The following is an 8,894-nucleotide window of genomic DNA, read 5'->3' as shown; positions in this document are numbered from 1 at the left end:
CGTTTAAATTAGCCTTGATTGGAACGATCGTAAGGCCGATTCTATCGCCCTGATGGGGGTGGCACCATTGGCTGGGTTCACTTCTTTTGCACTGGTTCAGTTCGTTTTTTGATTTTTCTGGATATACCAGCTCATCAGTTGCCGGATTTTCTGGCTGGCATTAATGTCATTCTCCGCACATACCCGGGCAAATTTTTGCTTTAAATCCAGCGGTAACAAAAACGTCATATTGGTGGAACCGGTTTTTACCCTCTTTTTTTTTATCCATACAAAGTCCTTTCGGGTTGTTGTGGGCGTATTTGCATAATATATTGTGCAGATATGTATATCAATATTATTTGTGCATTATTTGAAAATTACGCAAAAAAAATCCGCCATGGGGGGCATAGCGGAGTCAATGGGTTACTAGAGACAATAATCAGAACATCACCAAAACCAATAATTCCTGATGCTGTAGAAATTATTCAGTAATGGGGGATAACCTGCCGGAGCGGATGGCACCAATTTCAGATGATGTTGAGGAAATAGCCCCGCTCTGATCCGGTGCCCCGACCTTGCCACCGTTGTGTGTATGGGCGGCAATGGTGTTCAGGGCAGTTTCCAGAATGCTCATCATATCAATGATTATTTGTAGCACGTTTTCAGAATCACTGCCGATCCAGGTTTTCGGGGATTTCAGCAATTGTTTGGCCCGGGCCTGGCATTGCCGGATCTGGGCGCAGCTTTCCCGGATATCTCCGCTGGTGTGGCGGTGCCAGTTGTTTTTCAGATCGTAACCCTGCCAGACATCGGCGTTGGAGTGCCAGTGGGCTTCTCCGGGCTGCCAGGGGGGCAATTTCATGCCCCAGGGAATCACGCCACGGATCATAATCAGCCTGGGGCTGGCGTAGGCAAAACAGAACTCTATGATGGTTTCAGGGTCGGGCAGGGCGAAAAAGCCCCGTTGCTGGCCACCGTACTGGAGCATCACCACCAGGTCTCGCAGAACCTGCCCTTTGGGTTTGAAATTTTCATCCAGGGGTTGCACGTCCACGGCATAAAACGGTTCCTCCAGGGTGGATACCTCATCCCCCTGAAAATCCGGCTGACTGATCCGCTCCACCTTGCCCAGCATGGGGCGATGGTAACCGGCTTTCAGCTCCGGATAGAGGCGGTTGATAATTCGCTGAAGGGCTTCCACGCAATGTCCATAAAATTATCAGTGAGTTGCACTGAGTGTATAAGGCCACGGTTAAATTTCACCCCGGGGCGGATGCCGGGTGTCATGGGCAGACGGGCACTGGTAAAGCTCAAATGCCGGGTGAACAGCTTGTCCGGCAGTTCAATGGGGCGGCTGGCCCAGCGGGAATGGGCCCAGCTGCCCACATATACCGTGCCATTGCCTTGCATTTGCCAGATAAACAAAGGGATCTGATAGACCCTGCCCAGGTTATCCATGGCCTGATAACCGTCTCCCAGATGGTAATAAAACGGCGATTGCTGGCGGCAGTATTCTGCATCTGGCAGGGCAAAATTGAGGTTGGTCAGTTCATTGAGCCGGTTGGTGACATCTTTTAACGTCACCCGCCTCAGAGCCAGAAACAGATCCCGGTTCAGGGTAGCGGTCAATTCCCGGCAAAACAGTTTTTGCTGTTGTGGGTTGATGGTAATGGAGCTTTCGATATACCCCACAAATACCCGCCATACCTGGCCATCACTCCAGCCCGCATCAAAGGTGACAATCTGGCTTAATGGTTGATTGGCCCTTACCACAAACGTGGCCCGCCCGGGGCTGGAGAGTTCCAGGCGCAGATCCTCGCTGATCAGTCCCACCTCCTCATTATTCACTTTCAGGATTTTTATAATCTTCATTCAGGCCAGGGACTCATCCACCTTTTTCAAAACGCTGAGAAAGCCGGTCAGTTGCTCCTGATTATTGATGGGCTGGGGAACGGTGGTCTCGACATTTTCCCCGGCGTTTTGCTCCACCGTCACCGGCCGGGGTTGGCGCTGTTCGACTTTTTCCGGAATGGATCGGTATTCCACCATAGTGAACCCTACTTGCCAGCTGTTGATCCGGCCCTGTTCCGTAATGGTGAACTGGTCGGTAAAAGTCACCTCCCGTATTTTGCAGGCTTCGGCGGTGCTGTTGACGATCTGGTAAATGGTCATATTGCCCCTGCCATCGGTTGACCTTGCCAGGGCAATGACCCGGCCCAGGTCTTTGGGGTGGTTGCAGGGGATCTCCAGAGTCACCGAAAAGGTCATGGGTTTGATGCCCTCGGCAGAGCGGTCACTGGCGGAGGTCTGGCCAGAAAGTTCTTTGGTTTCGATGCGGAAATTGGCCCGAACGGTGAGATTATGGCCGGGGACTTTTACTCCGTTGAGAATAAGCATCACTTATTCCTCAGTTGGCTGGAGAGTGGAAATCTTATTGCATGGTCAGATATCCGGTGGGTAATCCGGGAAATCAGGCTTGAGTTCCGGTGGAATTGGGGGCCAGGTCCAGCAGGGTTGAGTGGTTTTTGTTTTTGATGGTCTGATGATTTTTGGCATATCCCGCAGTTGTTGACGCCATTGCAGGGTTGCCTTGTAGGCGGTATCGGATAGGGTTGTTGGCAAACCGAGTTCCAGTTGATCTTTGTGGCGTATGACGGTCCAGTCTGAATCATTTAGCATCCGGTTCCGTTGCCGTTTCATTTCCTGGAATTGTTCTTCCGGTGTCGGCGGCGGGGGTGGTTGTAGGGCTTGTTCTGTCAATCTGGCATGTTCTGCAATGATAGCTGTCGTCCATTCGGGCAACTCGGTAATCATCTGATTGGGTTCTGCATTGTTAAACTCAATTTCTCCCTGATTATTACGCCATTGCAAGGCCCAAAAAGCAGCAGGAAAAGAATAAGGCGATAAGTCAAACCGTTGTGGCTGATCATCAATAATGACCAGATCATCTGCACAAACAATGGTGATATTCATAATTTATTTACAACTTGATAATGAACGCTAATGCGTAATAGGGGGGAGTTACCTCGACACGGTGATAATGGCCGCCGGTGCTGGAGCAACTTCCGCTGTGATAATGTGAATAGCTGTTACCTGTATTATTTAAAGTTTGTTCACCGGTGTTTCCTCCTCCTGAAACAATCCAACTATTCCCATCGGTTCTATTTCCCCCGTACATTCTGTTTCTAAAAGAATGATTATGGGAAGGCATTTGAGATGTAGACAAAGTCGTAGAATTAACACTCACAGAATGCGAATGACTACCCTCAACACTGGTCGAATAAGAAGTACTTCCCCCTGTACTACCCGTTGAATAAGACCCCCCGGAACCAATAATAAACCGGCTTCTCAAATCCGGAATATTTATTCCGTTACTGGTTTGCCCAACCCCATTACACAGTTGCCAACCCTCTTGAATCTGGTTTTCATTGCCAGCAAACATCTTAATGTCACCAGGTCGCCATCCATTATCTATTACTATTTCAATCCATTGAGATTTGGAACCATCATTAGACAACACCTTCCCACTCTGCCCCGCCATATCCGGCAGAATCTGGCTCTCCTCCATCACCGATTTTTTGACCTTGGTTAAATCAGACATAACAACCTCATTCAGCCATTCGCAGGATGACAAAACTGACCTCATCCCCACTATTAAGCCCACTGGCCAAAGTCACCCTGGTTCCGCTGTTTTCGGTGTAACAGTTGGCGGACCGTGCCTGGGTAATGCCATTGATCACCACGGTCAGATCCTGATAACCCTGACGATAAGTTACCTGAGTCAAATCAAACACCGTTTGGCCCTGACTGGCACTTTTGATTTCGCTCAGGGTATTGATGACCACTGGCTTATCTTCATCACTGCCGGGCAAAGCTGGCAACAAATCCGATAACGCACTCATGCCACCACCCAGCCTTTAGTGGCATTCAGATAGACAAAATCCGCCTTATAGCCAGGCACATCAAACACCACATCTTCCGCCATTCCCATAATGGGCTGGCTGTTCCGGGCCACGGTCAGGGTTTTGGCATCGGCCAGGGCGGCAGCATCCATCACCGAAACGCACATACCCGCAGAGGGAGAGGCGGGCAGCGTTACGGTGACATTGCCCCCGGTCATATCCACCAGAGCCTTGTCGCCATGGCTCAATGTTGAATTGGCGGTAATTACCCGGTAACTGATGCTGGATTTATTGATAAACCGGCCATCAGATTCCCCTTTGCTGTAGGCGTCCAGCTCCCCTGGTGTGGTGGGGATGCTGTTCTCAATACCTTCCAGAACCCCGTCCAGGGCAGAGCCATCATGGAGAATCAAGGCGGTGGTGTAATCCCCCAAAGCGGGCATCACATTGCCGTTACGGTTATTCCAGGAACGGACATCCACGGTCACATTGGTCTGCAAGGTCAGCCAGTCGGCGTCTGTGGTGGCCTTGCCTGCCAGATCTTTTTTCAGGATGGAAAGATCAGCGGAACCACTGCTTTCCACAATGGCCATATCGCCCTTGTGCAAGGACGTATCTGCGTTCCGCTCGGCGGTGCTGGCGAAAACCACCACATTGACAATGGTCTGGCCGGGAATGATGTCAGGGCTCAGTTTTCCGGCGCTGTCCAGCCCGGCATAGCCGTTCACCTTGTTTCGGTTGGCGATCTTCTCAAAGGTGCTTTTGTATTCAGAGTCTTTGCTGCCGATCAGGGTATGGGCGGCCTGGGCATGGTCCCAGGTATTTTTGGTGGCAGCGGCAGCGGAAACTTTGCTGGTGCTGTTGTCATTGGTGGCGGTACTGATATTAACCACCAGAACATAATCGGTGCTGGTTTTGCCATCCAGCAAATCTGCATCCAGCCCGGAGCCGGAACCGTCCACGGTTTTCAGTTTGGTCAAAATAGATTGGGCAGTTTCCACACTGTCCGCTGGCAGTTGTGCACTGGGAACCTTGCCGGTGTCGTCCAAAGTAGCCACGCCATTGGCCCGGGCTTTTTGGCTCTGGTTGATCTTTTCGGCGGCGATCTCATCCAGGGCAGCCTGAATATTTTGGGCGCCCAGATCCCCGGTGGGATCACTGACAATGTGGCGGGCGTGTCGTAATGACTCTCGGAGTAAACTCATTACATCAGTCTCCATCCGTAACGTTCGGTATACAGCACCTGAAAACAGAGCTTATTGATGGTCAGGTCAATTCTGATGTCATTCATAATCACTAACCCTTGTGGATCTAACGTAATCGGGTGAACTTCCACTGCCTCACCTACTTCCAAAAAATGGATGGTATCTCCGGGTTCCGGGTTTTTTGGCAATTTCACCGTAAACGTTTGTTGATTGCTGTCCAGCAACAAATGATCGCCCTGTCTGGCGGTGTAGTCGGCGGTGATTAATTGCCATAACCCGGATTCCGGTGTGCTTCGCACAGAGGGCGGTAAAGAACCCAGAATTACCTGAACGGCGTCATCTTTATTAAGCGGCGCTGCCAGTTCAATCTGGTTTGCGGCAATGGTAAAGGCTCCCCGGCCAGGATCTTGCATTACACCATTGATATAAACTTCTGCCGCCGTAAAGGTATAGGGTGGATCAATAACAGTTTGGCCTGCAGTTGCCAACGGAGCGGACCAGTTAATGGGTACATCCACTTTCATCGGAACCCATTGGCCATTTTGCCGCAGGTATTGCTGGCCATCTTTCGGCGCTTCCGGGACCAGGTAATCAAGCAGGGCGTTAGCAATGGGATGAACGGTACGACGATCCGTTACAGCCCCGTCACTATTGATGCTGGCGATCCGTTCCAGATAATGCTCTACCTGATGCCTGTCGGTGTAATCTTGCTGGGCATTGCCGTTAAACATGACAGTGAATACCGGCGCTACTGTGTTCAGATTGCCCCGGCGGCAAACATCCAGCCAAACATCCGTGGGTAACATATCTGGCGTAATGGTCTGATGCTCACGGGTCTGAAGGCGGATACCTTCCACATAGCCCAGCCCGGCAACCAGTTGAAACCCGTTGTCTACTTTCTGCAGCAAAAAGCCATCTTGCCAGAAACAGCTTCGACCGTATGTGTCCCGGCTGCTTAACCGCTCCAGTTCATCGGAAGCATGGAGCCGGGCCATAAAATCAATTTGCCAGGTGGCGGCCTCCACGGTGATATTGGTGATGGTGGCGGCCCCGTCAAAGATAATCATAAAATTCCGGGTCATGCTCTGGCCACGGATGCCAGCTCCCGGATCATCGGCAATTTTGTTCTGGGTGTGCACGGTGGCAATGGCCACATTGGTGTGGGTGACGGACTCCACCAGATCCATCCGGTTGAACTGAAACGGCCCCACGGTGCTGTCCATAAACAGGCTGTAAACCACCTGGTTGGGGTTTACATAACCGCTTTGGGTCACTGCTTCTTGATAGACAATGGTATCTGCAGCGGGAAACGGGGTGTTCCGGTCAATAGGGGCAGCGGGATCAATGGCCGGATCGTAGGAGAGAATAAACCGGTCAATGGTCAAAACCCCGCCAGTACCCAAACATTCCGCAATGCGGGTTTCACCTTTAGAGGTAATGATTTCAGCCATACGCTATTTCCCCCGGCGCTTCCTCCAATACCGCAATATGGGTCTGTTGGTCCCAGTCAAACGTGGCCGATTTAACCGACAGGGTCAGTATGCTAAACACGCTCCACTCATAGCGGCGGCAGGTGCGACCGTAGGTCTGGATCAGCCAGTTCATAAACTCCGGGTTTTGGGCGGTGACCGAATCCCTGACAATCAGCACAATCACGTCCCAGTCTTTATTCAGCAAGCGTTCCTTTTGTTGCAGAGGGCCCAGTGCCAAACGGTGGAATATGCGCTCAAAACCGATGACCGATCCGGCGTCTCTGGCATTGGCGTAGGCATGGAATACCCGCAACCGGAACATATCCAGCTTTTCATCGGTAAAGCGGTCAATGCCCCGTTGCCAGGCAATCAGGCGGACAATGCCTTCACCGGCCTGTCTGACGTCCAGTTGATCCAGGGGCCAATGGGCCACCTTGAGCAGATCCTGAAAAAACTGCTGGGCAGCGCTTTTCAGCTTGGTCAGTTCAGGTTGGTCAGTTCAGGGCCGGACATCCACCAGGGAAGCTTCAGGTTCATGATAAACCTTTTGTTTGAACCACAAAGGCACAAAGGCACAAAGGAAGAAAAAAAGATATCTTTTCTTTGTGTCTCTGTGTCTTTGTGGTGAAAAGTCTTTTAAAAAACTCTCAGTTACCCAAGGCACCGATTAATTTGACCTCACTGAAGGCCGGATCGGTCAGGGTAAGAACCCCCAGTATTGGCAGTTCCATCAGGCTCTCAATATCGTCCCGGTCAAACTCGACAGAATCCAGATTCGGGAAAAAGTCATGGAGTTCTTGCCCCAGTCGGCTGATGCTGAAACGGTTAAACGGCCAGGTCCGGGTGACGGTGTAATCCTGGTTCTCCCGGAAGGCGCAACGGATCATCTGTTCACAGCCGGTTTTCAGTTCCCGCTGTTGCGCCTGTGTCAAGCCAATGACCGGAATCAGCACAGCCCCCAGATCCACACTGAAGGTAGGCATGGAAAAACACTGGAGATCATCACCATGGCCGTGATAACCCTGATCATTGATATGGTGGTTGATGTCATTGACCAGATCCTCCGGTGCAGGCCCGGAGGCCAGCATCAAATAAGCGTTGGCAGTACCGGGCCCCCGGGGTGCTCCGTGTTGAAACCAGATGTAATCGGCCCGGAGCCCGGCGTAATCAGTAATGATGGCTCGATAGGCGGCGTCATGGTGGAACTGGCCCACGGCGGTGAACTGGTTCCGACAGCGCAGTCGCAGGGAGTCATCGTCTTCATCATCGGTTCCCGGCAGTTGCAGCCATTCGGCTTTATTGGTGACGGAGATTACTTCCTCTACCGGCTCAGGTAAAAAACTGTAATAGCCAGGAGCCAGGTTAAAGGCGGAACCAATGGCCACGGCCCGGGCGCTGGTTTTCAGCTCGGTCTCATTATCGGTAAAAGTGGCATCTGCCAGGGTTTTCAGTTCGTAAACGGTGCCGTTAATGGCGGGGGAGTGAACCCGGGTGCCTGCCGGAATGGTCACCGCTTTGGTGACGTTTACCCGGCTGAAAGTGAGGGTTCCGGTGGCGGCTTTGCCTTGCTTCCGCTCCAGATATAAGCCCCAGGCAAGAATATTCAAAAAGCGGCCGCTGGCGGTTTTGACAAAACTGTTGGGCAGCAGATGATTAATCAGGAAATTGACCACCCACTGGGATGGGGTGGTGACGATGGCAGAAATCAACCGCCAGAACGGGCTCCAGTTGGAGTCATTGCTGATCAGGCTGCCCTGGTCAGTGTTGTACTGATCCCAGACGGTTTTCATTGCTTCCGGTGTGGTGGGAATTCCGGCGTCTTTGACGATTTTTTCAAAGTCGTCCCGGTGGTTGTCAATCATGCCAGAACCTCCGGATTGTCCGGTACGGACACAGTGACCGAAACCTCACCCACCACACTCTGGGCAAACAGCAGGATCTGTTCCGGATCGTCCCAGTCAATCACCACGGTGCCGGGGATAATGCGCTGGTCATCTTCTACCAGCATCTCAATGCGGGTCATATTGCCGGTCCATTTTGCCCGGGAGCGTTCTCCTGCCAGTTCAATCAGCAGTCCGCTTTCCAGAATCATATGGACAATATCCTGGGTGATGGAAGGGCGCTGGATGACGTAATCGGGAATGCCTGCCGGGTCCAGGGTGATGTCCCGATGGGTAATCAGGATGTCTCGCCACAGCTGGACAGGTTCGTTCATGGTGCAACCTGCCAGAGTTGATCCTGCACATATTGGGGCGAAATGGGCTCCGTGGTCTGGATATTGACAGTAGTACTTCGTTTTTTCCCACCTGCAAGCTTGCCATCCAGTCTATCCTGAT

General features: G+C 51.8%; 12 protein-coding genes. All 12 read right to left on the bottom strand.

All coding sequences use genetic code 11. The features are described 5' to 3' along the window. Positions 1 to 96: 96 nt before the first annotated feature. The 12 genes from KDK14_RS08260 to KDK14_RS08205 all read right to left on the bottom strand — a co-directional run bounded on the left by KDK14_RS08260 (position 97) and on the right by KDK14_RS08205 (position 8,773). Positions 97 to 228, bottom strand: coding sequence for a hypothetical protein (locus KDK14_RS08260; RefSeq protein ID WP_257264618.1), 132 nt, complete (start codon positions 226 to 228; stop codon positions 97 to 99). Between the two features lie 232 nt (positions 229 to 460). Beyond that, the gene (locus KDK14_RS08255; RefSeq protein ID WP_257264617.1) at positions 461 to 1,180 is read right to left on the bottom strand and encodes a hypothetical protein; all 720 of its coding nucleotides are present in this window, start codon (positions 1,178 to 1,180) and stop codon (positions 461 to 463) included. Next, entirely contained in the window at positions 1,135 to 1,851 is a 717-nt protein-coding gene (locus tag KDK14_RS08250; protein WP_257264616.1) for a hypothetical protein, read from the bottom strand. The genes KDK14_RS08255 and KDK14_RS08250 overlap by 46 nt, the downstream gene beginning before the upstream one ends. Continuing rightward, a complete protein-coding gene (locus tag KDK14_RS08245) occupies positions 1,852 to 2,376 on the bottom strand; it encodes a DNA-binding protein (RefSeq protein WP_257264615.1) in 525 nt (174 codons plus the stop codon). It lies immediately after the preceding gene. 45 nt (positions 2,377 to 2,421) lie between these two features. Continuing rightward, complete coding sequence (locus KDK14_RS08240) at positions 2,422 to 2,952, bottom strand: hypothetical protein (protein WP_257264614.1); 531 nt, start codon at positions 2,950 to 2,952, stop codon at positions 2,422 to 2,424. A 7-nt stretch (positions 2,953 to 2,959) separates the two neighbouring features. Then, complete coding sequence (locus KDK14_RS08235; protein ID WP_257264613.1) at positions 2,960 to 3,580, bottom strand: phage tail protein; 621 nt, start codon at positions 3,578 to 3,580, stop codon at positions 2,960 to 2,962. A gap of 7 nt (positions 3,581 to 3,587) precedes the next feature. After that, positions 3,588 to 3,881, bottom strand: coding sequence for a hypothetical protein (locus tag KDK14_RS08230; RefSeq protein WP_257264612.1), 294 nt, complete (start codon positions 3,879 to 3,881; stop codon positions 3,588 to 3,590). After that, positions 3,878 to 5,086 (bottom strand): hypothetical protein, encoded by a 1,209-nt coding sequence (locus KDK14_RS08225; RefSeq protein ID WP_257264611.1) that lies wholly within the window; start codon positions 5,084 to 5,086, stop codon positions 3,878 to 3,880. Before KDK14_RS08225 ends, KDK14_RS08230 begins: the two co-directional genes overlap by 4 nt. Beyond that, complete coding sequence (locus KDK14_RS08220; protein ID WP_257264610.1) at positions 5,086 to 6,537, bottom strand: phage tail protein; 1,452 nt, start codon at positions 6,535 to 6,537, stop codon at positions 5,086 to 5,088. Before KDK14_RS08220 ends, KDK14_RS08225 begins: the two co-directional genes overlap by 1 nt. After that, positions 6,530 to 6,991 carry a phage tail protein gene (locus KDK14_RS08215; protein WP_257264609.1) on the bottom strand — a complete coding sequence of 154 codons (462 nt, stop codon included), beginning with the start codon at positions 6,989 to 6,991 and terminating at the stop codon, positions 6,530 to 6,532. The genes KDK14_RS08220 and KDK14_RS08215 overlap by 8 nt, the downstream gene beginning before the upstream one ends. A gap of 214 nt (positions 6,992 to 7,205) precedes the next feature. Continuing rightward, complete coding sequence (locus KDK14_RS08210) at positions 7,206 to 8,420, bottom strand: baseplate J/gp47 family protein (protein WP_257264608.1); 1,215 nt, start codon at positions 8,418 to 8,420, stop codon at positions 7,206 to 7,208. Beyond that, positions 8,417 to 8,773 carry a DUF2590 family protein gene (locus tag KDK14_RS08205; protein ID WP_257264607.1) on the bottom strand — a complete coding sequence of 119 codons (357 nt, stop codon included), beginning with the start codon at positions 8,771 to 8,773 and terminating at the stop codon, positions 8,417 to 8,419. Before KDK14_RS08205 ends, KDK14_RS08210 begins: the two co-directional genes overlap by 4 nt. Between the last annotated feature and the right edge of the window lie 121 nt (positions 8,774 to 8,894).

Source organism: Endozoicomonas sp. ONNA2, from assembly GCF_024606365.1.
Taxonomy (GTDB): domain Bacteria; phylum Pseudomonadota; class Gammaproteobacteria; order Pseudomonadales; family Endozoicomonadaceae; genus Endozoicomonas.
The sequence above is the reverse complement of the archived record's forward strand: the minus strand, read 5'-3'. Positions and strand labels throughout refer to the sequence as shown.

Excerpts from the sequence above, each read along its gene's own strand:
- KDK14_RS08205 (WP_257264607.1), bottom strand. The coding sequence starts at position 8,773 with ATGAACGAACCTGTCCAGCTGTGGCGAGACATCCTGATTACCCATCGG.
- KDK14_RS08245 (WP_257264615.1), bottom strand. The coding sequence starts at position 2,376 with ATGCTTATTCTCAACGGAGTAAAAGTCCCCGGCCATAATCTCACCGTT.
- KDK14_RS08240 (WP_257264614.1), bottom strand. The coding sequence starts at position 2,952 with ATGAATATCACCATTGTTTGTGCAGATGATCTGGTCATTATTGATGAT.
- KDK14_RS08250 (WP_257264616.1), bottom strand. The coding sequence starts at position 1,851 with ATGAAGATTATAAAAATCCTGAAAGTGAATAATGAGGAGGTGGGACTG.
- KDK14_RS08225 (WP_257264611.1), bottom strand. The coding sequence starts at position 5,086 with ATGAGTTTACTCCGAGAGTCATTACGACACGCCCGCCACATTGTCAGT.
- KDK14_RS08210 (WP_257264608.1), bottom strand. The coding sequence starts at position 8,420 with ATGATTGACAACCACCGGGACGACTTTGAAAAAATCGTCAAAGACGCC.
- KDK14_RS08235 (WP_257264613.1), bottom strand. The coding sequence starts at position 3,580 with ATGTCTGATTTAACCAAGGTCAAAAAATCGGTGATGGAGGAGAGCCAG.
- KDK14_RS08230 (WP_257264612.1), bottom strand. The coding sequence starts at position 3,881 with ATGAGTGCGTTATCGGATTTGTTGCCAGCTTTGCCCGGCAGTGATGAA.
- KDK14_RS08220 (WP_257264610.1), bottom strand. The coding sequence starts at position 6,537 with ATGGCTGAAATCATTACCTCTAAAGGTGAAACCCGCATTGCGGAATGT.
- KDK14_RS08260 (WP_257264618.1), bottom strand. The coding sequence starts at position 228 with ATGACGTTTTTGTTACCGCTGGATTTAAAGCAAAAATTTGCCCGGGTA.